Consider the following 22,850-nt stretch of genomic DNA (forward strand, 5'->3'; position numbering starts at 1 on the left):
TCAGCCCTCCTCGCTGGGCACCAGAAAGGCCAGGCTGGCGGTGTAGCCATGCAGGTGGGTGCTGCCTGCCACCGGGCCAATTTCGCCGTTGCAGAACACCCCGGCGATCGGCACCTCTGGGAAGGCTTCGCGGCAGAGCGTCACATCGCCATCGGCTTCGCCGTAGAGCCCCTCCCCCCGGCCCAGGCAGGCAAACAGCAGGGTGGCGAGGGGCTCGGCTGTGCGGGTGCGCTGGCGACTCAGCAGCTGGCGCAGCTCCTGGCGGGAGGTGGCCCCGTCGCGGAGCTGGAACTGGATCTGTTGTCCCACGCGCATCCGCTCGGCCACGGCCACAGCCCCGTTGCGGGGATCCACGCCGATCAGATTGCGCACCAGGAAGGCACCGGGTTCGGCGGGGTCCGCGCTCTCCAGGCTGAAGTTGCTGCGGCCCACCCCAAGAAAGAGCGAGTGCTTGACCAGTTCCCGTTCCTGGGGACTGAGCTCGGTGAGGATCGCCTGCAAAGCGGCCACGGGGCTGCGCCGGGCCTGACCCTGGCTCACCTCCAGCACCACGTTGCGCTGGACCTGCTCCACATCGAACACCGGACCGATCGGCCGGCAGCCCTGGGCGACGAGCGGGTCGAGCTGCCAGGCGCCGCCGATCAGGCAGCCCACAGCCCCTTGCATCACCTGGTCGCCGAACAGCAGGGATCCGTGGGGGGCGCTGTGCTGGCCGGCGATGCCGCCGAGTTTCACCGCCTCGGGACAGGCGTAATCCAGGCCACTGATCAGGTCGTTGATGCGGGGGCAGCTGGGATCCACCAGCAGCAGCATCGAGGGGCTGGGGGCTTCGGGCGCCCCCAGCAGGGCCCGCCACGGGTCGGCCGGTCCATCGAGGTCGGGCAGGGTGCTGGTGTCGATGGCGAAGGGGCGGAGCTCGGCTCCCGGCAGATGCAGCAGCGTGACGCTCAGGGCTGGTTGGTTCTCCAGCTCGTGGGGCACTCCAGCGCCATCAGTGCCCACCACGCCTCCGCCCAGGCAGCCCAGCCAGTGTTGGGCTTGCAAGGTCTGCCGCAGCAGGGGCAGCAGCCTGGGCAGGTCACTGGCGAAGCTTGCAGCGGCAAAAACCAGGGCCAGATCGGCTGGTCCCGCCCCCCTCAGCTGCTGGACAATGCTGTCCACCGCAGCCTGGAGCGAGGTCTCTGTCGCGAGGGCGGTGCGGCACCAGGCCTGGCGAGGCCGGGCGCTGAAGGGCCTGGAGAGCCAGCGGGGCAGGGGTAAAGCAGCCATGGAGCGGACCCTATCGCCCGCCGGGGGCCACGGATAATGGCGCCTTACCGAACCATTCGCGTGCTCCCCGCCCTGCCAGAACCGCTGTACCGCTCGCTGGTGTGGCTCGACGTCCGCGTGGCCGTGTTGTTCAGCCTCGGGGTGCCCCTGGTCTTGCTGGTTTGGGCCGCCGTGCGTCGGGAAGGTGCCTTGGTGCGCTTGCTGGGCATTTATTGGAAGGTGGCCAGCTTGCTGCTCCTGGCTACCCTGCTGCTCACCGATCGCCGTCCCCTCGGTTTCCTGGTGGCGGTGCTGGCCCAGGTGCTGGTGGTGGTGAGCGTTTGGTTTTGGGTGGATCTCAACGAGGAACTGGACGATTTGCCGCCCTGGAGACCCCTGCCCCTCACCCTGCGCATCTGGCGCTGGAGCCTGACGGTGTGGGGCCTGCTCGGCGCTGCCTTCAGTGTCACGGCCCTCGCCTGTCTGAACAGTTCCGCCCTGGCTGGCGCCCGCTGCACCGTCTGGATCGAGCCTCCCCTCGGACTGCACCAGCATGTGGCCGCCGTCTTTGCCTTCGTGTTTGGCGGCTCCTGGACCCCCTCGGTTGCGGCCTTCATCGGCTACTTGGGGCTGGTGGCCTATGGCGTGGGTCTGCTGCAGTGGCTGCTCGTGCGCCTGCCCAAGCAGGGCCGGGTCGCTGGTGAGTTCTGAGGGGAGCTGCCATGCATCCGCACGATGCCCAGATCCAGCCGGGTGAATCCGTGATGGCTTTATTGGCCGGTCTTGAGGCGTTGAGCCGCCACCATCCCGATCGCGTGCTGCGGCTGCGCGGCACCCTGCCTGCCGATCCAGCTCTGCAGAGCCAGCAGGCTGAGCCGTTTGAGCTGCTGATTTTTCGTGGCTTCTCCAGCAGCGTCACCCATCCCACGGCGTTTGATCCCGACAGCCCGGTCTTGCCCGAAGGCACCCAGATCGCAGCGGCTGAATTGCTGCGGGCGCCGCTCAAGCCGGCTGGAGAGGAGGTGCTCGCGGGGCCGACCTCCCCAGAGGTGTTCCTGGATTCCGGGCGTTGGCGGTGAATGGGGGGAGCAGCTGCGCAGCCAGCAGCCATTCTTCACGGCTTGGGGGACTTCCGGTGCAGGCGGGCCAGGCAGGTGCTTCGGCGCTGCTCCAGCAGCGTGATCCCCAGGGAAGGGTTCTCCCCGAGGGCCTCGACGGAGGGGCAGCTGCCCAGCACCAGGGCCTCTTGATCGTGGCCGTGGCGTTTCCAGTTGGCAAGGCTGGACATTGGCTTCGCCGAGGGCGCGTTCAGGGGCGAGCCGAAGATCGTATCCAGCTCGGCATCCGCCACCACGCTGTAGCGCGGGCGTCCGAGCACGAAGAGCACATCCGCCTTGCCGTGTCGGCGGTGGGCTGCTCGGGCCAGCTCCAGAACCGGTTGCTGCTCCAGTTGCCGGTAGGGCCTGGCCAGGGCGGGTAGGCAGCTCACCAGCAGCAGCATGCTGCTCAGCAGACCCAGCCAGCGCCGACCCGGGGCTTGCGGGCCCCGATGGCTCCAGCCTCCATACAGCGCAGCAAGCAGGGCCAGGCCGCCGCCTCCGGCAAGCCAGAGCATGGTTCCCCCGGGAGCGGCCTGCAGCGCTTGTCCATAACTCCCCAGCTGGCCCAGCCGCAGGCTGATCAGCCCCACCATCAGGGCGGCGCTCACGAGCCCGAGTTGCAGGCTCACCAGGCGCAGGCACCAGGTTGGATGCCTGGGGGCGGTTGCGATCAGCAATGCTGCTGCGGGCAGGAGTGGCAGCACGTAGCCGGGCAGCTTGGTTGGAATCGCGGTGAACAGGGCCAGGCCCAGAAGCAGCCACACCGCTGCCAGCTGTTGCAGCCGCTCGATCCCTCCCTCTGCCTGCCGCCAGTGGCGACGACGTTGCCAGAGTTGCCCCAGGGCTGACAGCAGGAGGGGCCACCAGGGCCAGATCAGGCCCAGGAGTACAGGGAGGTAAAACAGCAGGGGTTGGGCGTGACCGTCCACGGCCCGGGTTGCCCGTTGCAGGTGGCTGAATCCCAGGAAGCCCTGGATGTAGGCCAAGTGGTGGCCGCTGATCAGTGCCTCTGCCCAGGGGGTCACGACTGCAAGCAGGGCGGCGCTGAACAGGGCCAGGCAGCCTGGGCGCAGCAGCAGGCGTCTGCTGGCGGGGTGGACGGCGGCATCCACCGCGATGATGAGCAGGGGCAGGCCGATGCCGAGCAGCCCTTTGGCCAGGAATCCAAAACCACAGCACAGCCCGATCCACAGGGCTCCTAGCAGCGGTCGATTGCGCTGGCTGGCCCCGCCAAAGCCAAGGGCATAACCTCCCAGAGCCAGCAGGACAGCGAGGGCCAGGTAGATGTCGTGAACGGCCGTGTGGCCGAAGGCGATCCACCCGGGGCTGAAGGCCAGCAGGGTGCCGGCCAGGGCCGTTCGCGCCCAGGTCTCCCGGGCCGGCAGGTCTTGGCGGCAGCCCCGGTGGGTCAGCCAGGTGAGGCTGGCGACGCCCGCGGTGGCGGCGAGGGCAGCCGGGATGCGGGCCAGGACTGGATTCAGCCCAAAACGGCTCCACACCAGTTCGGCGAGCCAGTAGGGAAGCGGCGGTTTGTCCGCATAGAGGTGGCCGTTCCACGCAGGAACGATCCATGCCTTGTGACGGAGCATCGTTTCCGCGATGCCAATCTGGAGAGCCTCGGTTTTATCGAGTGGAGCCAGTGTGAACAGGCCATGGAAGAAGGCCAGGCCGCACACCAAGGCCAGCCAGAGGCCCGTGGCCCATGGCCCCAGCGCGGCTGCCTCGAGCGTGCTGGGCCTGCGGCTCTCTCTCCGGGAGGTCTGGTTCAGCACGCCAGCACCGCCACGCAGCGGCCGCAGAGGCTGGGATGGGTGCTGTGAAGGCCGATGTCGGTTTCGTAGTGCCAGCAGCGCTCGCACTTCTCCCCCTCCGCTTTGGTGATGCTCACGGTGATGCCGCCCTCACTGGCCTCCGCGATGGCGTCGGCGGGAGCCGGGCTTGCCTGCTGCAGGGATGACACCAGCAGCCAATCGGCCAGGTTGTCGACCGTGGGATGGGCTGAATTCGCCAGCCACTGCAATGCGGCGGCGGCGGCCTCGGCGCCTTCGCCCAGCTCCAGGTGCACCTGGGCCTCGAGGGAGGCGCCCAGGGCTCCGCTGGCGCGGCAGCTCTCCAGCTGGCGGTTCACCAGGGCCCGCAGCTCCAGGATTCGCTCCATCGGCGCCTCCAGCTCGGGCCGGCGCCAGGCGTCGGGTGCGCTGGGCCAGCCGCGCTCAAACACCGAGGCTTCGGCCACCGGGTAGGGCAGGTTCTGCCAGATGTCTTCAGCCATGTGGCAGAGCACCGGTGCGATCAGCCCCGCCAGACGCTCCACCACCAGGGCCAGCACCGTTTGGCAGCTGCGCCGGCGGAACTCCTGGGCACCGCTCACGTAGAGGCGGTCCTTGGCGATGTCGAGGTAGACGTTGGAGAGGTCCACCACGCAGAAGTTCTGGAGGGCCTGGAAGAAGCGGTAGAACTCGAAACGCTCGAAGTCGCCACTCACGCTCTCGATCAGCGCGGCAGTGCGCTGCAGCATCCACTGGTCGAGCAGCGGCAACGCCGCGTAGGGGACGGCGTCGCGGGCCGGGTCAAAGTCGTGCAGGTTGCCCAGCAGGTAGCGGGCGGTGTTGCGCACCTTGCGGTACACGTCGGCCAGCTGCTTCACGATCCCCGGGCCCAGGGGCACGTCGGCCGAGTAGTCGACGGAGCTCACCCATAGGCGCAGCACATCGGCGCCGTAGGGCGGCTCCTGCTTTTCGTTCTTACCGCCCTCCACCAGCACCGCCGGATCAACGACGTTGCCCAGGGATTTACTCATCTTGCGGCCCTTCTCATCGAGGGTGAAGCCGTGGGTGAGCACCCGTTTGTAGGGGGCGTGGCCGTTGACGGCCACGGAGGTCAGCAGGCTGCTCTGGAACCAGCCGCGGTGCTGATCACTGCCTTCCAGATACAGATCGGCGGGGTAGTGGAGTTCGGGGGCACGGCTCGCGCTGCCCGCGAGTCCGCCCAAGACGCCGGCCCACGATGATCCGGAGTCGAACCACACGTCCATTGTGTCGGTGCCCTTGCGCCACTGGGCCGCGTCTGCGGCATAGGGCTCCGGCAGCAGGCCGGCTTCGTCGCGCTGCCACCACACATCGGCGCCGTGCTCGGCGATCAGGGCCTGGATGTGGGCGAGGGTGGTGTCATTCAGCAGCACCTCACCGCTTTCACGGTGGTAGAAGACCGGGATCGGCACACCCCAGGTGCGCTGGCGGCTGATGCACCAGTCGCCCCGCTCGCTCACCATCGCTTCGATGCGGTTACGCCCGCTGGCCGGCAGCCATTCCACCGCCGCGATCGCCTCCAGGGCCGCGGCGCGGAAGCCCTCCACCGAGGCAAACCACTGTTCGGTGGCGCGGAAGATGGTGGGTTTCTTGGTGCGCCAGTCGTAGGGGTAGCGGTGCTCGTAGCGCTCCTGCTTGAGCAGCAGGCCGGTGCCCTCCAGGGCTTCGATGATGGTGGGGTTGGCGTCCTTGAGCACGTTGGTGCCGGCGAAGGGGCCGGCTTCGGCGGTGAGGTTGCCGGCCTCATCCACCGGGCAGAGCACCGGCAGACCGTATGTCTTGCCGGTGTTGAAGTCGTCCACGCCGTGGCCGGGAGCGGTGTGCACCAGGCCCGTACCAGCTTCGGTGGTGATGTAGTCGCCGCCGATCACCACCGGGCTGGTGCGCTCCAGCAGCGGATGGCGATAGACGATCCCTTCGAGATCAGCGCCTTTCACGCCCAACAGCGGCGTCAGCGCCAGCCCTAGGCTGGCTTCAAGGCTTTCGCGCAGCTCAGCAGCGACCACCAGGTGGGTGGCAGCGGGCGCAGCGCTCTCGCCCCGGGGGCTCACGGCGCAGATGGCGTAGTCGAGCCGCCCATTCACCGACACCGCCAGGTTGGCGGGCAGGGTCCAGGGGGTGGTGGTCCAGATCGCCACCGCCAGGCCCCCGGCGGCGGTGGCAGCTTCCGGGCTGAGGCCGGCGGCGCTCAGCTGGGCGGCTAGGCCCTCGGGCAGCTGCACGGCCGGGAAGGCCACGAACACGCTTGGGGAGGTGTGGCCGTCGGGGTATTCGAGTTCGGCCTCCGCCAGGGCGGTGCGGGAGCTGGGGCTCCAGTGCACCGGCTTGAGGCCCCGGTAGATGTGGCCCGCCAGCACCATGGCGCCAAACACACCGATCTGGGCGGCCTCGTAGTCCTTCTGCAGGGTGAGGTAGGGCGTCTCCCAGTCGGCCCAGATGCCCCAGCGCCGGAAGCCGGCTTTCTGGCCCTCCACCTGCTCCAGGGCATAGGCATGGGCCTTCTGGCGCAGGCTCACCGGGGTGAGCTCGGCCCGCTCGCCGCTGCTCAGCCCCTGCAGCACCTTCAGCTCAATCGGCAGGCCGTGGCAGTCCCAGCCGGGGATGAACCGCGCCTTCTTGCCCTGGAGCAGGGCGGTTTTGTTGATGATGTCCTTGAGGATCTTGTTGAGGGCGTGGCCCACGTGTAGGGCCCCGTTGGCATAGGGGGGGCCGTCGTGCAGGGTGAAGGTCTCCCCGGGGTTCTGTTGGCTGAGGCGTTCGTAGAGGCGCTGCTCAGCCCAGAAGGCCTGGATCTGGGGCTCCCGCTGCTTGGCGTTGGCCCGCATGGCGAAGGGCGTCTGCAGCAGGTTGAGGGTGTCCTTGTAGGAGGTCTGCCCCGAAGCGGTGGGTTCGGGCGCAGGGCTGGCGGTCACGTCGCCTGGGAGCAGCAAGGGCTGATTATCCCGCCTGGCCGCTGGTGGCCTGGGGCTCGGGGGTCGGGGCTTCTGGGTCAGGTGTGGCGGGTTCTGGCGCGGCGTCGATCAGGGCGTCGATCTCGGCAAAGGAGCTCACCACCACTGGATCGCTTGGCTCGGAAGGGAACTCGCCTGGTTCGGAGCTCTCGGAGCTTTCGGGGGCTTCGGGGCGCACCCAGCGTTTGCCGCTGGATTTGGGCTGGCGGCGCTGTGCCAGCCACTCGCCCAGGCCACTGCCGGCGGTGGTGACCACGGCGATCAGATGGGCCAGGGTGGCTCCTGCCTGCTGCAGGCTCGTCTGCCAACGCTCCCTCGACCAGAGCCGCTGCTGCTCCTCCGGGCTCAGTTGCCGCCAGCGCCCTTGGGACACCTCCGCCGCCAGGCGGCCGATCAGGAGCCCGCCACTGAGCACGCCCAGCATCGGGGCTCCGGTGAGCCGATCGGCGCTGGTCACGAGCACCAGGCCCAGCAGCAGCACCACGGCACCCCACGCCGAATCCCGGGGCCGGCTGAGTTCGCTGGCCAGCAGCGGCAGCAGCAGGATGGTGAGGCCCAGCAGCAGCGCCAGGAGACCGCCCAGGGTGGCGAGCATGGCCAAGAGGAATGGAGGCCTCCATTGTGGGCGTCTTCGCGGAGCTGTCCCTACAGTCGCGAGGCGCCCACCTGGCGGAATTGGTAGACGCGCTGGTTTTAGGTACCAGTGGCCTTGGTCGTGGGGGTTCAAGTCCCCCGGTGGGCATCAACGTTTTCTTAGGTTGCCGGGAGACAACGTTTTGGGGCGTGCTTCAGCCGCGATGACAGAGCTTCTGGCTGCCACCCCCCCTGGGTTCGCTCCCACGGCTGACATGCCGTCCCCGTCACGCTTGGTGCCGCGGGAGTTTCTCGATCCGCCCGCTGCCTGGAATCCCACGGTGGGCCTGTTTCTGGCGGGTTATGGCCTGGCCGCCCTGACCATCTGGGGCTGGTTTGTGGGCGGCTGGCCCCTGCCGGTGCTGCTGGCCACCGGCTTCCTGGCCCTCCACCTGGAGGGCACGGTGATTCATGACGCCTGCCACAACGCCGCCCATCCCCACCGCTTCTGGAATGCGGTGATGGGCCATGGCGCCGCCCTGCTGCTGGGCTTCAGCTTCCCCGTGTTCACCCGGGTGCACCTGCAGCATCACGCCCATGTCAACGACCCCAAGAACGATCCGGATCACATCGTCAGCACCTTTGGGCCGCTGTGGCTGATTGCACCGCGTTTCTTTTATCACGAGCTGTTCTTCTTTCGTCGCCGTCTTTGGCGCCGCTATGAGCTGCTCGAGTGGGGAATTGCCCGTGGAATTTTTGCCACCATTGTGATTGCTGCAGCGCAAGGTGGGTTTCTCACATTTATCTTCAATTGCTGGTTCGCTCCTGCCTTGATGGTGGGGGTCACCCTGGGTCTGTTCTTCGACTATCTGCCCCATCGCCCCTTCCAGTCCCGCAACCGCTGGCACAATTCCCGTGTCTATCCAGGCCGGCTGATGAACTGGTTGATCATGGGGCAGAACTACCACCTCATCCACCACCTCTGGCCATCGATTCCCTGGTTTGAATATCGGCCTGCCTATCACGCCACCAAGCCGATTCTGGATGCCAAAGGATCACCGCAACGGCTCGGTCTGTTTGAAAGCAAAAGTGACGGATTGAACTTTCTCTACGACATCTTTTTGGGGGTGCGCAGCCACCGCAAGAAGCGCAGCAAACTGCGGCCCATTGCCGCCCTCATGCCCACCCGCCATGCACGCCGACGGGTGTTGGAGCTGCTGCACAAAACGGCTGTTTCGCCCGTGCGTGAGTCGCCAGTCCGCTAGTCCGCCAAGATCTTGGGCACCCGGATGAAATCTCCCTCCCGCTGGGGAGCTTCATCCAGCAGCTCTTCCCGCACATTGGTGGGGGTCACCACGTCCTCGCGGGTCACGTTCACCACCTCCACGGCGCGGGTGGTGGGAGGCACCCCTTCGGTGTCCACCGTTTCAAGGTGTGCCACGTAGTCGAGGATGCGCTCCAGCTGCCCGGTGTAGGTGGCGATCTTTTCCTCCGGCAGGGCGAGGCGGGCCAGCTGGGCCACTTTGCGCACGTCGTCGGCGGTGATCTTGCTCATCGGGGGTTGCGGGCTGGGCACGACGCTAGCGCTCAGGCCAGGAACGCCTCCAGGTCGGCGGCCAGGGCGGTGGCGGCCAGATCCAGGAAGCGTTCACCGTGGCTGGCCTGGGCCAGGAAGGGGTTGGAGCCCATGCGGCCATCGGGGTGGCGGCTCCGGAAATCCTCCGGACCATGGATCGGCCCGGCGGGGGCCGGTTCGGGCAGGGGCCGCTGTTTGGTTTGCAGGCTGGGCTCCAGGTGCAGGGTGAGGGCGATTTCGCTGGGGGTGGCGTGGTGGCCCTCCTCGTCGCCGTAGAGGCTGCGGGCCTCCTGCAGTACGGGCCCGGCCATGAACCAGTTGGCCAGCTTGCAGCGCAGCTGCGGGGCCACGGCGAGCCCCCGGTCGGCGGCGGTGGCATAGGCCTGGGCAAAGGCCGCCTTGCTGGTGGCGATGTTGCCGCCATGGCCGTTGATCACGTAGATCCGCTCAAAGCCGTGGCGAGCCAGGGAGAGCACGATGTCGTGCAGCACCGCCAGCAGGGTGGAGGGCTGCAGGCTCACCGTGCCGGCAAAGCCGAGGTGGTGCTCCGCCATGCCGAATGCCTGGGCGGGGGTCACCAGCACGCCGGTGCGCCGGCCCACCTCCAGGGCCACGGCTTCGGCGGTGAGGGCATCGGTGCCGATGGCGCCGGTGGGGCCGTGCTGTTCGGTTGAGCCCAGGGGCACGATCACGCCCTTGCAGTGCTCCAGGTAGGCCTCCACTTCAGGCCAGCTGCGCAGTTGCAGCCGGATGGCTTCGGTGGGGCTGGCGGCCCGGGGGGCGGATTGGGTCATCGTGAACAGCAACGGGCCCGGGCGGGCTGCCTAGGATTTCAGTGCCAGCAGTGCCCAAGGCCCATGCTGCACCGCAAGCTCTACCAGTTTTGTGCCGAACAGCGCCCGGTGTGGGTGTTCCTGCGCGATCAGCAGCGCTGGATTGAGGAGGCCACGGTGGTGGAGATCGAGGGCGATCTGGTCACCTTGCGCTACGACGCCGAGGACGACGACGAAACCCACAGCTGGGAGGAGAGCGTGCGCCTCGATTCGATCGGAGCCGTCAGCACCCGCCTGGCCTATGTGTGCCGCAGCGGCAGCCCGGATGACGTGATCACCTCCGAAGACTGCCCAGAAGCGGAGCGGCTCAGCAACCCCTAGTGGGCGGTGCCGTTGCCGTCGTAGTTGTCAGTGTCGTAGTAGCCGCCCTTGGTGCCGAAGAACAGGGTGGCCAGTACGAACAGACCGCTGCCGAAGACCAGCACGGTGGCGAGGGTGAAGCCGGAGGAGTTCATGGCAGCCCAGGGGCCTGATGCATTGGAGTTCAGTCTGCTGGCTGACGCCCCTGCGGGCGAGCCGGGCGGCGCCAGTGTGGGGAATCCGTTGCCGAAGGCCTTCTTCGCCCGCCCCGCCGAGGTCGTCGCCCCCGAGCTCATCGGCTGCCTGCTGGTGAAACGCCAAGCCGATGGCGAGCTGCTCTGGGGCGTACTTGTGGAAACGGAGGCCTATTCCCAGGAGGAGCCCGCCTGCCACGGGCATCGCCGCCGCTCCCCCAGCAATGAAACCCTGTTTGGGGAGCCTGGGCGTTGGTATGTGTATGTGAGCTATGGCATGCACCACTGCGTCAATGTGGTGACCGGCCGCGCTGATTGGGCCAACGGCGTGTTGCTGCGGGCCGTGGCCCTGCCTGGCGAGCCCGACCGGGTGGCGGCAGGTCCGGCGCTGCTGGCTCGGCGCTTTGGGCTCACCAAAAGCCACAACGCGCTGCCCGTGCAGCCGGATTCCGGTCTCTGGTTGGCCCCACGCCCCCCTGCGCTCGCGGCTGATCTCACCCTGACCCAGACCAGCCGCATCGGCATCTCCCAGGGACAGGACCTGCCTTGGCGCTGGTACCTGCGCGCCAGCCGCAGCGTGAGCAGGCGGGCCAAAGGCGACCGCCAGCCCTAGCTTGGTGATGTTTGCGCCTTGGATGCCTTGAGCGGTTGGAGTCACCGCCATGTGCTCGATCTGGCGGCCTTTTCGCTGGACGACTACGCCACCGTGCTGACGCTGGCCCAGCGCTTCCGTGCCCTGCCGGTGGCGGGAGCCCGCAAGTTGCCCGCCCTGCAGGGGCGGTTGATGACCAGCCTGTTCTTTGAGCCCAGCACCCGCACCCGCAGCAGCTTCGAGTTGGCGGCCAAGCGGCTCTCGGCCGATGTGCAGAGCTTCTCCCCCTCCTCCAGCTCCCTGAGCAAGGGCGAGAGCCTGCTGGATACGGCCCGCACCTATGTGGCGATGGGAGCCAACATTCTGGTGGTGCGGCACCGCTGTGCCGGCGTGCCCCAGAGCCTGGCGGCCGATCTCGATCGGGCTGGTGAACGGGTGGCGGTGCTCAACGCCGGCGATGGCTTGCACAGCCATCCCAGCCAGGGGCTCCTGGATCTCTTCACCCTGGTGCGCCACTTCGCTCCCGAGGCACCCACGCCCGAGGCCCTCCGGGGGAGGCGGATTGTGATCGTGGGGGATGTGCTCCACTCCCGGGTGGCCCGCTCCAACCTCTGGGCCCTCACCGCCTGCGGCGCCGAGGTGGTGCTCTGCGGTCCGCCCACCCTCTTGCCCGACGCCTTCGCCGATTTTGTGGCGGCGCCTCCCCCAGGCCAGCAGGCCGATCCAGTGCCGGGCCGCGGACCGGTGCGGCTGGTGCGCAGCCTGGAGGAAGCCCTCCCCGGGGCTGATGCGGTGATGACCCTGCGTCTCCAGAAGGAGCGCATGCACCAGCACCTGCTCACCAGTCTCGATGCCTACCACCGCCAGTTCGGCATCACCCGCGCTCGCCTAGCCCTTTGCGGCCAGCCTGTGCCAGTGCTGCACCCGGGCCCGGTGAACCGGGGGGTGGAGCTGGCCGGCGAGGTGCTCGACGATCCGACCGTGGCTCTGGTGGAAGAGCAGGTGCGCAACGGCATTCCGATTCGGATGGCGTTGCTGTACTTGCTGGCGGCGGCGGAATCGCCTACAGCAGCTTGAAGCCGTCCAGCAGGAGCCCGTAGAGCAGGCCGATTCGGGCCATGTCGACCAGCTGCAGCGCCAGAGGGTCGCCGCGGCGACGCAGCAGCCCCCCCCTGATGCGAATGGCCACTTCCATCGCGCCAACGCAGATCAGGGCTCCCACGGGATCCAGCTTGGCCAGGGTGCCCGTGATCGACCCCACGGCTCCGCCGATGCTGAAGCTGATCAACAGCACGATCACCAGCAGGGAGAGTCGCCGCCAGGGGTTGGCAGCCCATCGCTCCAAGGCCACTCGGGCTTGGGCGATCTGCTCTTGGAAGCGGGTCTGCTGGTAACGCCGCTCTGGCGGGGTCGTGGTCATGACCCGGAGATTGGCAGCGTCACGGCCGGTAAGCCACCCTTAAAAGAGGGGGCAGGGAAGCTGGCTACGGTGATCCCCATCACCCGGCCCGAGCCCTGCCGACCCATGTCTACACCATCTCTGGCGTCTGCGCAGCCTTTTGCCGCTACCGATAGGGGATTCCAATAAAAAAGCCCTGGGCCGAGGCCCGGGCTGGGTGATGGGGACGAAGCCACCAAAGCGCCTGGATCGCTGCCGTTCAAGGGGGAGGAGACGTTTGCCAGAGCGTCCCCACGGGCCCTTGACGCTCCCAGGACTCAGCGCGGCCTGTGTCTCAGCCGTCGCTGTCTTTCTTCCTGGAGGACTTGCCCTCCAGCAGCTCGAGCAGGGCCTCCATCTGGGCCATCACGCCCCGCACTTCCCCGGCTTCGGGAAGCAGGCCATCGTCCATGACGCCCTGATGCATTTCGCGGAGCTCCTGGCGGATGTACCGCAGGTGGCTAACCACCTGTTCGCGTTTCGACTGCGACATCGATGGAGGGCTGTACTAATCCCCCCTTTTACCGCATCGCCGGTTCACTTCTGGCCAAATTGGGCCTTGGCTTGCTCATAAAAGGGGGCATCGATCTCACTTCGGCCTGCCTCCTGGGCCATCGATTCAATCCTCCGACGCACCGCCGGTCGCACAAAGAAAGGCACTTCCTTGAGTTTGGCTTCGGCGTCGGGGTGCCACTGCATCGGGAGGTTCAGGCCTGCCTGCCGCTCTTGAAGGGGAATCGAAAATGGAGAATAGGGGACTCGAACCCCTGACCTCTGCGGTGCGATCGCAGCGCTCTACCAGCTGAGCTAATTCCCCTGGGACCAGGTCCGGGGTGGACCCAAGCCAGAAATTATCAGTCCTGCACCCAGGGCGCTGCCCTGATGCTGAGAATGGAGGTCTGTGAGCTGGCCCCAGCCTTGACCGATTTCCCCGCCCCGGCCGCTGGAGCGATCACGGCCGAACTGATCGCGTCCTTTGATGAGGCGTCGGTTGCCGAACTGGCCCGGCGTCTCGATGAGGATGACTACCCCACGCCCTTTGAAGGCCTCCAGGACTGGCATGTGATGCGCGCCCTGGCCATCCATCGCCCTGAGCTGGCCCGGCCCTACGTGCATCTGGTGGATCAGGAACCCTTTGATGAGGACTGAGCCCGCCGACCCGTCTGCTTCGGTGGCCGATCCCCTGGCGGGACGCCGCATCCTGGTTGGCATCAGCGGCAGCATCGCGGCGGTCAAGCTGCCGTTGGTCGTGAGTGCCCTGGCCCAGCGCGGGGCCGAGGTGCGTTGCGTGCTCACGCCCTCGGCGGCCCAGCTGGTCAGTCCGGTTGCCCTGGCCTCCCTGAGTCGCCAGTCCTGTTGCCTGGATGCCGACCAGTGGAGCCATCGGGCGTCCAGGCCGCTGCATGTGGAGCTGGCGGAGTGGGCGGAGCTGGTGTTGGTGGCCCCCCTCAGTGCCACCAGCCTGGGCCGCTGGGTGCACGGGCTGGCCGACACCCTCTTGGCCAGCACCCTGTTGGCCACGGAGGCTCCCGTGCTGGCGGCCGCGGCGATGAACACGGCGATGTGGGCTGCTCCAGCCGTGCGACGGAACTGGGAGCTGTTGCAGGCCGATGGGCGGGTGCTGCCCCTGGGCCCCGCGTCCGGTCTCCTGGCCTGCGATCGACGGGGCGATGGCCGCATGGCTGAGCCGCCCTTGCTGCTCCTGGCCCTGGAGTGTCTGCAGCTGTGGGGCTGCCGCCAGGACTGGGCGGGGCAGCGGCTGCTGGTGACCGCAGGCCCCACCCGGGAGCCGCTCGATCCGGCCCGTTGTCTCACTAACCCGAGCAGCGGGCGGATGGGGGTGGTGCTGGCCCAGGCGGCCCGCCTGCGCGGCGCCGAGGTCACCCTGGTGCACGGCCCCCTGGCCGTCGACCCCCAGCTGCTCGAGGGGTTGCGCTGCGAGCCCGTCGAGACCGCGGCTCAGATGGAGCAGGCCCTGGTGCGGCTTCAGCCCGGTGCCGATGCCATTGCCATGGCGGCGGCAGTGGCCGACCACCGCAGGCAGGAGCCCTTGGCCCAGAAGCTCAGCAAAGAGGCGTTGGAGCGTGAACTCGCCTGCGGCTGGCAAGCGGTGCCCGATCTGCTGGCTGGGCTGGTGGCCCGCCGGCCCGCGGGCCAGCGGATTCTGGGATTTGCGGCCCAGTCCGGCGACGTGCTCCCTGCAGCCCGGGCCAAGTGGGTCCGCAAGGGCTGCGATCTGCTGTTCGCCAATCCGATTGATCAGGTCGGTGCGGGTTTTGGTGGGGACACCAACCAGGGCTGGCTGCTGGGTGGCCCCGCCGGTGAACAACGGCTGGAGCGTGGCTCCAAGCTGGCCATTGCCCAGCAGCTGCTCACGGCCCTGCGGGCCGTGAGCTAGCGCTCAGGCGGCCAGGGGTTCGTCGTCGGGAGCCCCGTCTTCGGGGCTCTCCTGCTGCAACAGGTCCATGAAGGTGCGCAGCTGCAGGCGTGGGATGTAGGGCCAGCCCCCGCTGCGCTCCACGCTCTGCAACAGGCTGAAGAGTTGGCTGCGGTCCGCGGGGAGGCTGCTGCGGAAGGCTCCGTCCTGGATGGAACGGTGCAGATGTTCCAGTTGCCGCAACAACGCCAGCAGGGCCTCGGGCTGGCCCTCGAGCTCGCCGGCCAGGTGCTCGATCTGCTGCAGAGCGCTGGAGAGGCGGTCTTGCTGGGAGGGATTGAGGCTCATGTCTGGATCTCTGTCGTCGCGCGCGACGGGCTCTCGCATACAGGTTGTTGAGAGCCGCGACATCGTACGGGGAATGGGGGTTTTGCACCGGTAGGATCCGCGCCAGCCCAGTTCCCATCCACCGTCTCTGCGGCCTCTCCCCATGCGTTTTCGTCCTCTGCTGGCCCTCGTGCTGGCGCTGTGCCTGACCCTGGTGACCGCCTGCAGCGGTGGGGCCAAGGCCGTGGATCGCGCCAACCTCACCTACGACGACATCCACAACACGGGCCTGGCGAACGATTGCCCGACCCTGCCCGATTCGGCTCGCGGCTCCATTGCCCTGGATCCCTCGGCCAAATACCAGCTGCGTGAGATCTGCATGCACCCCGCCGAGGTGTATGTGAAGGGTGAACCTGCCAACAAGCGCCAGGAGGCCCAGTTTGTGGCCGGCAAGATCCTCACCCGCTTCACCTCCAGCCTCGATCAGGTCTACGGCGACCTCGTCGTGACCGGCAGCGGTCTCAGCTTCAAGGAGCTCGGTGGCATCGATTTCCAGCCGATCACCGTGCTGCTGCCCGGCGGTGAGGAGGTGCCCTTCACCTTCTCCAGCAAGGAACTGGTGGCCACCGCAGACGGCGCTTCGCTAACCACCAGCACCGACTTCGACGGCTCCTACCGGGCTCCCAGCTACCGCACCAGCAACTTCCTCGACCCCAAGGGCCGGGGCCTCACCACCGGCTACAGCAGCGCTGTGGGTCTGGTGCCCGCCGGTGATGAGTTCACCGGTGAAACCGTGAAGCGCTACGTGGATGGTTCCGGCACCATGAATCTGTCCATCACCAAGGTGGATCCCAGCACGGGTGAATTCGCTGGGGTGTTCACGGCCATCCAGCCCTCCGACTCGGACATGGGCACGAAGGCCGTCGTCGACGTCAAAATCGTCGGCCAGCTCTACGGCCGCCTCGAGCAGGTCTGAGCGTTTCGCTCACAGCAGTTGCCAAGAGCCCCGGAAGGGGCTCTTTTTGATGGCCGCACCTGTTGGCGACCTTCAGCGCAAGGGGGTGAGCCGCTGGTCTGGGAGAATCCACCGTCGTCCCGAGCGCCGCCCCGCCATGACCGTTGCCGACTCCGCCGCCACCGGCCTGATCGCCCCCCACGGCGGCTCCCTGGTGAACCTGATGGTGGTGGGCGGTGACGCTGAGGCCGTGAAGGCCGGTGCCCGCCGCCGCATCGAGTGCAGCGATCGCAATGCCTGCGACGTGGAGCTGCTGGTGGTGGGTGGCTTTTCGCCCCTGCGGGGCTTCATGCACCAGGAGGACTACGACGCCGTCGTGGCCGGCCATCGCACCACCAGCGGCCTGCTGTTCGGCCTGCCGATCGTGTTCGATACCGATGACGCCAGCATCAGCGTCGGCGAGAAGCTGCTGCTCACCTATCGCGGTCAGGAGTTGGCGGTGCTCACGGTCGAGAGCCGTTGGGAGCCCGACAAGGCGCGCGAGGCCCTGGGCTGCTACGGCACCACCTCGCTGGAGCACCCCGCCGTCAAGATGATCGCCACCGAGCGCGGTCGCTTCTATCTGGGAGGAGCCATTCAGGGGCTGGAGCTCCCCCGGCGGGTGTTTCCGTGCAAAACGCCCGCTGACGTGCGCGCCACCCTGCCCGAGGGGCAGAGCGTGGTGGCCTTCCAGTGCCGCAACCCGATCCACCGGGCCCACTACGAGCTGTTCACCAGGGCCCTGGATGCCAGCAATGTGAGCGACCAGGGCGTGGTGCTGGTGCACCCCACCTGCGGTCCCACCCAGGACGATGACATCGCCGGCGAGGTGCGCTTCCAGACCTACGAGCGTCTGGCCGCCGAAGTGGCCAACCCGCGCATCCGTTGGGCCTACCTGCCCTACTCCATGCACATGGCCGGTCCAAGGGAGGCGCTGCAGCACATGATCATCCGCAAGAACTACGGCTGCACCCACTTCATCATTGGCCGCGACATGGCCGGCTGCAAGAGCTCCCTGACGGGCGACGACTTCTACGGCCCCTACCAGGCCCAGGACTTCGCCCGGGATAACGCCGCTGAGCTGGGCATGGAAACCGTGCCGTCGCTCAACCTCGTCTACACGGAGGAGGAGGGCTATGTCACCGCCGAGCATGCCGAAGCGCGAGGCCTGCATGTGCGCAAGCTCAGCGGCACCCAGTTCCGCCAGATGCTGCGCGGCGGCGAGGAGATCCCGGAATGGTTCGCCTTCCGTAGTGTGGTGGAAGTGCTCCGGGCCGCGGCCTGAGCCAGTTAACATTCCTTTACTTGATTCTCAGCAGAGGCACGGGTCTTGAAAAAGCGCTGGCGCAACGCGGGGCTCTATGTCCTCCTGGTGATCGTGATGATCGCCGTGGGCACGGCCTTCCTGGATCGGCCCGATCCGGCCAATGCACCGCGCACGCTGCGCTACAGCGATTTCGTGGAGGCCGTTCAGGGCAACGAGGTGTCGCGGGTGCTGATTTCCCCCGACCGGGGTACGGCCCAGGTGGTGGAAAACGATGGCCGCCGCGCCGTGGTCAACCTGGCCCCCGACAAGGACCTGCTCAAGCTCCTCACCGACCACAACGTCGACATCGCCGTGCAGCCCAGCCGGGAGCCCGCGGCCTGGCAGCAGGCGGTTGGCAGCCTGATCTTCCCCCTGCTGCTGCTGGGCGGCTTGTTCTTCCTGTTGCGCCGTGCCCAGGGCGGCGGTGGCAACCCCGCCATGAGCTTTGGCAAGAGCAAGGCTCGCGTTCAGATGGAGCCCCAGACCCAGGTGACCTTCGGCGACGTGGCCGGCATTGAAGGCGCCAAGCTCGAGCTCACGGAAGTCGTCGACTTCCTCAAAAATCCCGATCGCTTCACGGCCGTCGGCGCCAAGATCCCCAAGGGCGTGCTGCTCGTGGGTCCTCCGGGTACCGGCAAGACCCTGCTGGCCAAAGCCGTGGCCGGTGAAGCCGGGGTGCCGTTCTTCTCGATCTCCGGTTCGGAGTTTGTCGAGATGTTCGTGGGTGTGGGCGCCAGCCGCGTGCGCGATCTGTTTGAGCAGGCCAAGAAGAGTGCCCCGTGCATCGTCTTCATCGACGAGATCGACGCCGTGGGTCGCCAACGGGGCGCAGGCCTCGGTGGTGGCAACGACGAGCGGGAGCAGACCCTCAACCAGCTGCTCACCGAGATGGACGGCTTTGAAGGCAATACCGGCATCATCATCGTGGCGGCCACCAACAGGCCCGATGTGCTGGATGCGGCCCTGATGCGTCCCGGCCGCTTCGATCGCCAGGTGGTGGTCGACCGCCCCGACTACAACGGCCGGCTCCAAATCCTCGAGGTGCACGCCCGCGGCAAGACCCTCGCCAAGGACGTCGACCTCGACAAGGTGGCGCGCCGCACCCCCGGCTTCACCGGAGCCGACCTGGCCAACCTGCTCAACGAGGCGGCCATCCTGGCGGCCCGCCGTCAGCTCACCGAAGTCGCCATGGACGAAGTGAACGACGCCATCGAGCGGGTGATGGCGGGGCCTGAGAAGAAGGATCGGGTCATGAGCGAGAAGCGCAAGCGGCTGGTGGCCTATCACGAGGCAGGCCATGCCTTGGTGGGCGCCCTGATGCCCGACTACGACCCGGTTCAGAAGATCTCGATCATTCCCCGCGGCAACGCCGGCGGCCTGACCTTCTTCACTCCCAGTGAGGAGCGGATGGAATCGGGTCTCTACTCCCGTTCCTATCTCCAGAACCAGATGGCGGTGGCCCTAGGCGGTCGCGTCGCTGAGGAGATTGTCTACGGCGAAGACGAAGTGACCACCGGTGCCTCCAACGACCTCCAGCAGGTGGCCCGGGTGGCCCGCCAGATGGTCACCCGCTTCGGCATGAGCGATCGCCTCGGCCCCGTGGCTCTTGGTCGCAGCCAGGGCGGGATGTTCCTCGGCCGCGACATTGCCGCCGAACGGGATTTTTCTGAGGACACGGCCGCTGCCATCGACGAGGAAGTGAGCCAACTGGTGGCTGAGGCCTACAAGCGGGCCACCTCCGTTCTCACCGAAAACCGCTCGGTCCTCGATGAGTTGGCCGACATGCTGGTGGAAAAAGAAACCGTCGATGCCGACGACCTCCAGGAGCTGCTGGTCCGCAGCGACGTGAAGGTGGCCGAATACGTCTGAGCTGGAAGCTGGGTTGATCGAGGCGTTGCACCGCCAGCCCTTGCTGGTGGTGCTTCGTGCGTTTGATCCCCTTGAGCTTTTGCCCGCTTTGGAGCGACTCCAGGGCTTGGGGGTCCAGCACGTCGAGATCGCCTGGAGTCCTTCTCCCCACTGGGTGGCTTCCGTGCAACAGCTGCGCCAGCACTGTGCTGGCCTGGCCCTGGGGGCCGCTTCGGTGGTGGATTGTTCCGGCCTGGACGCGGCAGCTGCTGCAGGTTTGGGTTATGCGGTGTCCCCGGTGTTGGAGCACGCCTTGGTGGAGCGGGCCCGTGAGCTCCAGTTGGCGTTTGTGCCCGGGGTGATGTCGCCGTCGGAGGTGCATCAGGCCCGTTTGTGGGGATGCTCCCTCGTGAAGTTGTTTCCCGCAGCTCCCTTGGGTCGCTCCTATTGGCAGCGGCTGGCGGGCCCGTTGGGGGGGGGGCAGGGCCTGCCCCACTGCATCGCAGCGGGAGGTTTGGGTCCTGATGACGTCGAAGCCTGGCTGGCTGCCGGAGTGGATGCGGTGGCCCTGGGTGGATCCCTCGTCGATGCCGCGGCTTGGGAGGCGTTGGCTCGGCTTGTCGAGCGACTCGAGAGCCGTTAGCGCCAGATTGTTGCCGTTGCGAGTCTGCAGTGCTACAGCTGAGACAGAGGTTGCCTCCTTTTATGTCTCAGCTCACCGTCAAGCTCAGCGAAAGGGCCGATGCCCTGATTGCCCAGCTTCAGAAGGAAATTTTCAATCGCCGGCGCAAGAAGGTCTCCGCGGCCGGGGTGATCGAAACCCTGGTGGAAAGTGGCGCCAAGTCCCAGTCCGACAAGCGTTTCGCCACGTCCTGGAAAAACCTGATCCAGGACATTGAAAAGGCGGCCAAGGTGGCCGATGCCCATGGCGCCAAGCCCGCCAATCTCAGCGACGCCGAATGGGCGATGGTGCTCAGCCATCGCAGCAGGACGCCCAAGGCCTCCTCCGCGCCGCGGAAGGCCGCAGCCAAGAAACCAGCGGTGAAGAAAGCGGCTGTGGCGAAGAAGCCAGTCAGTGCTCAGAAGTCAGGCCCGGCCAAGAAGGCACCGGCTGCCAAGAAGGCTGCAGCCAAGCCCCCTGCGGCGAAGAAGCCAGCGGCTAAGCCTGCTGCTGCCAAGAAACCAGCCCGCAAGACCGCGGCCTCCACGGCGGTGTCCACCAAACGGGCCGGATCCTCGGCGGCGCGACGGATGGCTAAAGCTGTGGGACGGCTTGGCAGCGCTCCAGCTGCGGCCACTGGTTCCCTTGCCAGCAGCAACGGCCTCCAGCCCACGGCGTCTGTGTCCTAGGCCCCAGGAGGCTCGTGGCCGATCACCACAGGCTGCACTGCCCTTGCTGGAGCAGCAGGTGATCGGCCAACACCAGGGCCACCATGGCTTCCACCATCGGCACCGCCCGGGGCAACACGCACGGGTCGTGCCGCCCCTTGGCCTCCAGCGTGGTGGCGGCGCCAGTGGCATCGATGGTTTGCTGCGCCTTGCGGATCGTGGCGGTGGGTTTGAAGGCCACCCGGATCACGATCGCCTCCCCGTTGCTGATGCCGCCCTGGATCCCGCCGGAGTTGTTGGTGGCCGTGTGCAGGGAGCCATCGGCGGTGGGGAGGAAGGCATCGTTGTGTTCGCTGCCCTTGAGCAGGGTTCCGGCGAAGCCTGAGCCGATTTCAAAGCCCTTGGTGGCGGGCAGCGACATCACGGCCTTGGCCAGGTCGGCCTCCAGCTTGTCGAACACCGGCATGCCCAGCCCCACCGGCGGGCGACGCACCACGCATTCGATCACGCCGCCGCAGGAATCGCCCTCACGGCCGATCGCTTCGATCCGTTCGACCATCCGGCTGGCGGTGGCGGGATCGGGGCAACGCACGATGGTGGATTCCACCGCTTCCAGGGTGACCTGCGCCGGGTCGATCGTGGCCTCCAGGTCGTGAATGCGCTTCACCCAGGCGATCACCTCGGTGCCATGGGTTTTGGCGAGCAGTTGTTTGGCGATGGCTCCAGCGGCCACCCGGCCAATCGTTTCGCGGGCTGAAGCCCGGCCTCCGCCACTGCGGGCCTGGATGCCGTATTTCGCCTGATAGGTGGCATCGGCATGGGAGGGCCGAAAGGCCACCTGCATCTCCTGGTAGTCGCCAGGCCGCTGGTCCTTGTTGCGCACCAACATGGCGATCGGCGTGCCCAGGGTCTCGCCGTCGAGCAGGCCGCTGAGGATCTCAACCCGGTCGTCTTCCTTGCGGGGTGTGGTGATCTTGCTCTGGCCTGGTTTGCGCCGGTCGAGCTCGTGCTGAATTGCCTCAAGGTCGAGGGTGAGGCGGGGCGGACAGCCGTCGACGATCACGCCGACGCCACCGCCATGGGATTCGCCGAAGGTGCTGATCCGAAAGAGCTGGCCGAAGCTGCTGCCCATGGGAAACCGAGGTTGGCGTCAGATTAGGAACTGGGGCGTTGGCAGTCCGATGGCTCGTTCCAGACCAGGGCCACAACCAGGAGCGACAGCAGCGCACTGAGGTAGCACCACACCGATAGAAAGACGTGTCGGTAGGCCCAATCGGCGATTATTCCGCTTGCCAGAAGCGCGACGCCAAACCCGCGCAGCCGCCAAGACGGCAACAGCAGCAGGGGAACACTGATCACGGCCGCGTAGAGAAAGCGAACCGACCCCGCCAGCTCCCCGCTCCACAGCAGCTCCAGCCCGTAGTCGATTGATCCCTGCACAACCGAGGGAGCCATGCGTCCGGGTTGCAGCAGCAGCGGTAGCCAGAGGCCGACTCCGAGCAAGACGCCTAAAGCCTGCAGCCCCCGCAGCAGCTGTCGGCGCTGGTGCCCAACGCGCCAGCGGGGCGGGCCTGCCAACGCCAGGCTCAGCCCCACGCTGGGAATCCAGATCGGCCAGAAGGCCAGGGCAAAGAACAGATAGGCCAGAGCCGCTCCGTGGGCCCCTGGCGCCAGGGGTCCCGGACCGAGCCCGAGCCACAGGGCCCCTTCCAAAGCCTGCTGCAGGCCAAATCCAACCGGCATCAGCGCCAGTGGCACCAGGTCTGTCCGGCCATCCCGCCAAGCGCGCCACAGCGCCGAAAGGCCCAGGGGGAGCAGCAGGCCCGTGCTGGCAAAACTGGCGGTGGCGGAGAAACACATGGCCCGCCGCTCGCCCTGGTTGCCCCTTCACCCTATTGAGCTCGCTTGCACCGGTGGCCCTTGAGAGCTTGCCAGTGGAGTTGGCCCAGCCAACAAAAAGCCCCCTCTTGCGAGGGGGCCTGGGGGATTCCGTTTGGCTTGTTCAGCCGTAGCTGATCAATCAGCCGATGGCGGGGGCAGTCAGAGCCACGGGGGT

At 67.2% G+C, this 22,850-nt stretch carries 26 protein-coding genes and 2 tRNA genes; 14 read left to right on the forward strand and 14 right to left on the reverse strand.

The features are described from left to right. On the reverse strand, positions 1-1,269 hold the full coding sequence (locus tag H6G16_RS02315) for an FIST N-terminal domain-containing protein (RefSeq protein WP_190388707.1): 1,269 nt from the start codon (positions 1,267-1,269) through the stop codon (positions 1-3). Between the two features lie 72 nt (positions 1,270-1,341). On the opposite strand from H6G16_RS02315, the gene H6G16_RS02320 reads away from it, so the two are divergent. Then, entirely contained in the window at positions 1,342-1,959 is a 618-nt protein-coding gene (locus H6G16_RS02320; protein WP_190388748.1) for a DUF3177 family protein, read from the forward strand. An 11-nt stretch (positions 1,960-1,970) separates the two neighbouring features. Then, positions 1,971-2,327: a hypothetical protein gene (locus tag H6G16_RS02325; protein WP_242036109.1), complete on the forward strand. Its 357-nt coding sequence runs from the start codon at positions 1,971-1,973 to the stop codon at positions 2,325-2,327. Between the two features lie 35 nt (positions 2,328-2,362). Here the strand turns inward: H6G16_RS02325 and H6G16_RS02330 are convergent, their stop codons facing one another. The 3 genes from H6G16_RS02330 to H6G16_RS02340 all read right to left on the reverse strand — a co-directional run bounded on the left by H6G16_RS02330 (position 2,363) and on the right by H6G16_RS02340 (position 7,702). Further along, positions 2,363-4,120, reverse strand: a complete 1,758-nt coding sequence (locus H6G16_RS02330; RefSeq protein ID WP_190388708.1) for a glycosyltransferase family 39 protein — start codon at positions 4,118-4,120, stop codon at positions 2,363-2,365. Continuing rightward, entirely contained in the window at positions 4,114-6,981 is a 2,868-nt protein-coding gene (gene ileS, locus H6G16_RS02335; protein ID WP_242036121.1) for an isoleucine--tRNA ligase, read from the reverse strand. Before ileS ends, H6G16_RS02330 begins: the two co-directional genes overlap by 7 nt. Before the next feature lie 112 nt (positions 6,982-7,093). Further along, positions 7,094-7,702: a Ycf66 family protein gene (locus H6G16_RS02340; protein ID WP_190388710.1), complete on the reverse strand. Its 609-nt coding sequence runs from the start codon at positions 7,700-7,702 to the stop codon at positions 7,094-7,096. 65 nt (positions 7,703-7,767) lie between these two features. Here H6G16_RS02340 and H6G16_RS02345 point away from each other — a divergent pair. Further along, positions 7,768-7,849: transfer RNA gene (locus H6G16_RS02345), tRNA-Leu, on the forward strand. Positions 7,850-7,955: 106 nt separating this feature from the next. Beyond that, on the forward strand, positions 7,956-8,945 hold the full coding sequence (crtR, locus tag H6G16_RS02350) for a beta-carotene hydroxylase (RefSeq protein WP_242036110.1): 990 nt from the start codon (positions 7,956-7,958) through the stop codon (positions 8,943-8,945). Here crtR and gatC read toward each other — a convergent pair. Together gatC and H6G16_RS02360 are read right to left on the reverse strand one after the other, a co-directional pair. Next, positions 8,942-9,235 (reverse strand): Asp-tRNA(Asn)/Glu-tRNA(Gln) amidotransferase subunit GatC, encoded by a 294-nt coding sequence (gene gatC, locus H6G16_RS02355; protein WP_190388712.1) that lies wholly within the window; start codon positions 9,233-9,235, stop codon positions 8,942-8,944. The genes crtR and gatC overlap by 4 nt on opposite strands. 32 nt (positions 9,236-9,267) lie before the next feature. After that, positions 9,268-10,050 carry a creatininase family protein gene (locus tag H6G16_RS02360; protein ID WP_190388713.1) on the reverse strand — a complete coding sequence of 261 codons (783 nt, stop codon included), beginning with the start codon at positions 10,048-10,050 and terminating at the stop codon, positions 9,268-9,270. Positions 10,051-10,113: 63 nt separating this feature from the next. Between H6G16_RS02360 and H6G16_RS02365 the strand changes: the two genes are divergently transcribed. Further along, positions 10,114-10,410, forward strand: coding sequence for a DUF6679 family protein (locus H6G16_RS02365; RefSeq protein ID WP_094559170.1), 297 nt, complete (start codon positions 10,114-10,116; stop codon positions 10,408-10,410). Here the strand turns inward: H6G16_RS02365 and H6G16_RS02370 are convergent. Then, positions 10,407-10,544 carry a hypothetical protein gene (locus H6G16_RS02370; protein WP_190388714.1) on the reverse strand — a complete coding sequence of 46 codons (138 nt, stop codon included), beginning with the start codon at positions 10,542-10,544 and terminating at the stop codon, positions 10,407-10,409. The genes H6G16_RS02365 and H6G16_RS02370 overlap by 4 nt on opposite strands. A 76-nt stretch (positions 10,545-10,620) precedes the next feature. On the opposite strand from H6G16_RS02370, the gene H6G16_RS02375 reads away from it, so the two are divergent. Together H6G16_RS02375 and H6G16_RS02380 are read left to right on the forward strand one after the other, a co-directional pair. After that, positions 10,621-11,196 carry a DNA-3-methyladenine glycosylase gene (locus tag H6G16_RS02375; RefSeq protein ID WP_347238759.1) on the forward strand — a complete coding sequence of 192 codons (576 nt, stop codon included), beginning with the start codon at positions 10,621-10,623 and terminating at the stop codon, positions 11,194-11,196. A 27-nt stretch (positions 11,197-11,223) separates the two neighbouring features. Beyond that, entirely contained in the window at positions 11,224-12,252 is a 1,029-nt protein-coding gene (locus tag H6G16_RS02380) for an aspartate carbamoyltransferase catalytic subunit (protein ID WP_190388750.1), read from the forward strand. Here H6G16_RS02380 and H6G16_RS02385 read toward each other — a convergent pair. From H6G16_RS02385 to H6G16_RS02400, 4 genes are all read right to left on the reverse strand, one after another. Continuing rightward, complete coding sequence (locus H6G16_RS02385; protein WP_190388716.1) at positions 12,239-12,595, reverse strand: DUF565 domain-containing protein; 357 nt, start codon at positions 12,593-12,595, stop codon at positions 12,239-12,241. The two genes, H6G16_RS02380 and H6G16_RS02385, sit on opposite strands and share 14 nt — an antisense overlap. 313 nt (positions 12,596-12,908) lie before the next feature. After that, positions 12,909-13,106 carry a hypothetical protein gene (locus tag H6G16_RS02390; protein ID WP_094559179.1) on the reverse strand — a complete coding sequence of 66 codons (198 nt, stop codon included), beginning with the start codon at positions 13,104-13,106 and terminating at the stop codon, positions 12,909-12,911. A 44-nt stretch (positions 13,107-13,150) separates the two neighbouring features. Next, a complete protein-coding gene (locus H6G16_RS02395; RefSeq protein ID WP_190388717.1) occupies positions 13,151-13,312 on the reverse strand; it encodes a PCP reductase family protein in 162 nt (53 codons plus the stop codon). Between the two features lie 45 nt (positions 13,313-13,357). Continuing rightward, positions 13,358-13,430 (reverse strand) — tRNA-Ala (locus H6G16_RS02400). Positions 13,431-13,531: 101 nt separating this feature from the next. On the opposite strand from H6G16_RS02400, the gene H6G16_RS02405 reads away from it, so the two are divergent. Next, complete coding sequence (locus H6G16_RS02405; protein ID WP_242036111.1) at positions 13,532-13,762, forward strand: DUF2555 domain-containing protein; 231 nt, start codon at positions 13,532-13,534, stop codon at positions 13,760-13,762. Continuing rightward, positions 13,752-15,011 carry a bifunctional phosphopantothenoylcysteine decarboxylase/phosphopantothenate--cysteine ligase CoaBC gene (gene coaBC, locus H6G16_RS02410; RefSeq protein ID WP_190388718.1) on the forward strand — a complete coding sequence of 420 codons (1,260 nt, stop codon included), beginning with the start codon at positions 13,752-13,754 and terminating at the stop codon, positions 15,009-15,011. Before H6G16_RS02405 ends, coaBC begins: the two co-directional genes overlap by 11 nt. A gap of 3 nt (positions 15,012-15,014) precedes the next feature. Here coaBC and H6G16_RS02415 read toward each other — a convergent pair whose 3' ends face one another. Next, complete coding sequence (locus H6G16_RS02415) at positions 15,015-15,338, reverse strand: hypothetical protein (RefSeq protein WP_190388719.1); 324 nt, start codon at positions 15,336-15,338, stop codon at positions 15,015-15,017. 142 nt (positions 15,339-15,480) lie between these two features. Between H6G16_RS02415 and H6G16_RS02420 the strand changes: the two genes are divergently transcribed. The 5 genes from H6G16_RS02420 to H6G16_RS02440 all read left to right on the forward strand — a co-directional run bounded on the left by H6G16_RS02420 (position 15,481) and on the right by H6G16_RS02440 (position 20,815). Next, positions 15,481-16,293, forward strand: a complete 813-nt coding sequence (locus H6G16_RS02420; RefSeq protein WP_190388720.1) for a photosystem II manganese-stabilizing polypeptide — start codon at positions 15,481-15,483, stop codon at positions 16,291-16,293. Between the two features lie 136 nt (positions 16,294-16,429). Further along, positions 16,430-17,596, forward strand: a complete 1,167-nt coding sequence (gene sat / locus H6G16_RS02425; protein ID WP_190388721.1) for a sulfate adenylyltransferase — start codon at positions 16,430-16,432, stop codon at positions 17,594-17,596. 45 nt (positions 17,597-17,641) lie between these two features. Beyond that, positions 17,642-19,486, forward strand: coding sequence for an ATP-dependent zinc metalloprotease FtsH3 (ftsH3, locus tag H6G16_RS02430; protein WP_190388722.1), 1,845 nt, complete (start codon positions 17,642-17,644; stop codon positions 19,484-19,486). Positions 19,487-19,499: 13 nt separating this feature from the next. Further along, entirely contained in the window at positions 19,500-20,108 is a 609-nt protein-coding gene (locus H6G16_RS02435; protein WP_190388723.1) for a bifunctional 4-hydroxy-2-oxoglutarate aldolase/2-dehydro-3-deoxy-phosphogluconate aldolase, read from the forward strand. A 62-nt stretch (positions 20,109-20,170) separates the two neighbouring features. Beyond that, a complete protein-coding gene (locus H6G16_RS02440; RefSeq protein WP_190388724.1) occupies positions 20,171-20,815 on the forward strand; it encodes a hypothetical protein in 645 nt (214 codons plus the stop codon). Between the two features lie 22 nt (positions 20,816-20,837). Here the strand turns inward: H6G16_RS02440 and aroC are convergent, their stop codons facing one another. Then, a complete protein-coding gene (aroC, locus tag H6G16_RS02445) occupies positions 20,838-21,926 on the reverse strand; it encodes a chorismate synthase (RefSeq protein WP_190388725.1) in 1,089 nt (362 codons plus the stop codon). Positions 21,927-21,949: 23 nt separating this feature from the next. Next, a complete protein-coding gene (locus H6G16_RS02450) occupies positions 21,950-22,654 on the reverse strand; it encodes a DUF6629 family protein (RefSeq protein ID WP_190388726.1) in 705 nt (234 codons plus the stop codon). Positions 22,655-22,850: the final 196 nt, after the last annotated feature.

This window comes from Cyanobium sp. FACHB-13342 (assembly GCF_014697415.1).
In the GTDB taxonomy this organism is placed as follows: Bacteria; Cyanobacteriota; Cyanobacteriia; order PCC-6307; family Cyanobiaceae; genus Cyanobium_A.

Excerpts from the sequence above, each read along its gene's own strand:
- H6G16_RS02385 (WP_190388716.1), bottom strand. The coding sequence starts at position 12,595 with ATGACCACGACCCCGCCAGAGCGGCGTTACCAGCAGACCCGCTTCCAA.
- crtR (WP_242036110.1), top strand. The coding sequence starts at position 7,956 with ATGCCGTCCCCGTCACGCTTGGTGCCGCGGGAGTTTCTCGATCCGCCC.
- H6G16_RS02325 (WP_242036109.1), top strand. The coding sequence starts at position 1,971 with ATGCATCCGCACGATGCCCAGATCCAGCCGGGTGAATCCGTGATGGCT.
- H6G16_RS02315 (WP_190388707.1), bottom strand. The coding sequence starts at position 1,269 with ATGGCTGCTTTACCCCTGCCCCGCTGGCTCTCCAGGCCCTTCAGCGCC.
- H6G16_RS02360 (WP_190388713.1), bottom strand. The coding sequence starts at position 10,050 with ATGACCCAATCCGCCCCCCGGGCCGCCAGCCCCACCGAAGCCATCCGG.
- sat (WP_190388721.1), top strand. The coding sequence starts at position 16,430 with ATGACCGTTGCCGACTCCGCCGCCACCGGCCTGATCGCCCCCCACGGC.
- H6G16_RS02395 (WP_190388717.1), bottom strand. The coding sequence starts at position 13,312 with ATGCAGTGGCACCCCGACGCCGAAGCCAAACTCAAGGAAGTGCCTTTC.
- H6G16_RS02340 (WP_190388710.1), bottom strand. The coding sequence starts at position 7,702 with ATGCTCGCCACCCTGGGCGGTCTCCTGGCGCTGCTGCTGGGCCTCACC.
- H6G16_RS02420 (WP_190388720.1), top strand. The coding sequence starts at position 15,481 with ATGCGTTTTCGTCCTCTGCTGGCCCTCGTGCTGGCGCTGTGCCTGACC.
- H6G16_RS02365 (WP_094559170.1), top strand. The coding sequence starts at position 10,114 with ATGCTGCACCGCAAGCTCTACCAGTTTTGTGCCGAACAGCGCCCGGTG.
- H6G16_RS02390 (WP_094559179.1), bottom strand. The coding sequence starts at position 13,106 with ATGTCGCAGTCGAAACGCGAACAGGTGGTTAGCCACCTGCGGTACATC.
- aroC (WP_190388725.1), bottom strand. The coding sequence starts at position 21,926 with ATGGGCAGCAGCTTCGGCCAGCTCTTTCGGATCAGCACCTTCGGCGAA.
- H6G16_RS02450 (WP_190388726.1), bottom strand. The coding sequence starts at position 22,654 with ATGTGTTTCTCCGCCACCGCCAGTTTTGCCAGCACGGGCCTGCTGCTC.
- gatC (WP_190388712.1), bottom strand. The coding sequence starts at position 9,235 with ATGAGCAAGATCACCGCCGACGACGTGCGCAAAGTGGCCCAGCTGGCC.
- H6G16_RS02440 (WP_190388724.1), top strand. The coding sequence starts at position 20,171 with ATGTCTCAGCTCACCGTCAAGCTCAGCGAAAGGGCCGATGCCCTGATT.
- H6G16_RS02415 (WP_190388719.1), bottom strand. The coding sequence starts at position 15,338 with ATGAGCCTCAATCCCTCCCAGCAAGACCGCCTCTCCAGCGCTCTGCAG.
- coaBC (WP_190388718.1), top strand. The coding sequence starts at position 13,752 with ATGAGGACTGAGCCCGCCGACCCGTCTGCTTCGGTGGCCGATCCCCTG.
- ileS (WP_242036121.1), bottom strand. The coding sequence starts at position 6,981 with ATGCGGGCCAACGCCAAGCAGCGGGAGCCCCAGATCCAGGCCTTCTGG.
- H6G16_RS02370 (WP_190388714.1), bottom strand. The coding sequence starts at position 10,544 with ATGAACTCCTCCGGCTTCACCCTCGCCACCGTGCTGGTCTTCGGCAGC.